Below are 431 nucleotides of genomic sequence, written 5' to 3'. Positions count from 1 at the left end.
ACCATTCTTGACCAAATGGGTGCAGACGAATTGCTCAAATACGGCGACTCGTTATTCCTGCAACTGGGCAGCGCGGAACCGACACGCCTGCAGGGTGCATTTGTTTCTGATGATGAAGTGCATCAGGTCGTCAATTTCGTCAAAGAACAGGCTCCGACCAATTATGTGGAAGGTCTGCTCAGTGTCGAAGCGGCCATCGAAACCACCAATATTGTCAATCCGAACGCAAACAGCGATGAGTTATTTGATCAAGCCGTTGCCTTCGTATTGGAAAGTCGGAAAACTTCCATTTCCGCACTGCAACGCCAATGGCGCATCGGCTACAACCGTGCCGCCAATTTAATAGATGCGCTTGAAAATGCCGGTGTTCTCTCTCCTGCAGACATCAACGGCAGCCGACGGATTCTGGCACAAAAAGACCAGCTGTAAAA

The 431-nt window shown here is 49.9% G+C and carries 1 protein-coding gene; it reads left to right on the top strand.

Going from position 1 to position 431, the window contains the following annotated elements:
- On the top strand, nucleotides 1-429 hold a 429-nt coding region (locus ACTHTU_RS11390), incomplete at its 5' end, for a DNA translocase FtsK (protein ID WP_440362611.1).
- Nucleotides 430-431: the final 2 nt, after the last annotated feature.

Origin of the sequence: Neisseria sp. P0020.S005 (assembly GCF_051957055.1) — a bacterium.
Taxonomy (GTDB): domain Bacteria; phylum Pseudomonadota; class Gammaproteobacteria; order Burkholderiales; family Neisseriaceae; genus Neisseria; species Neisseria subflava_A.
The sequence above is the reverse complement of the archived record's forward strand: the minus strand, read 5'-3'. Positions and strand labels throughout refer to the sequence as shown.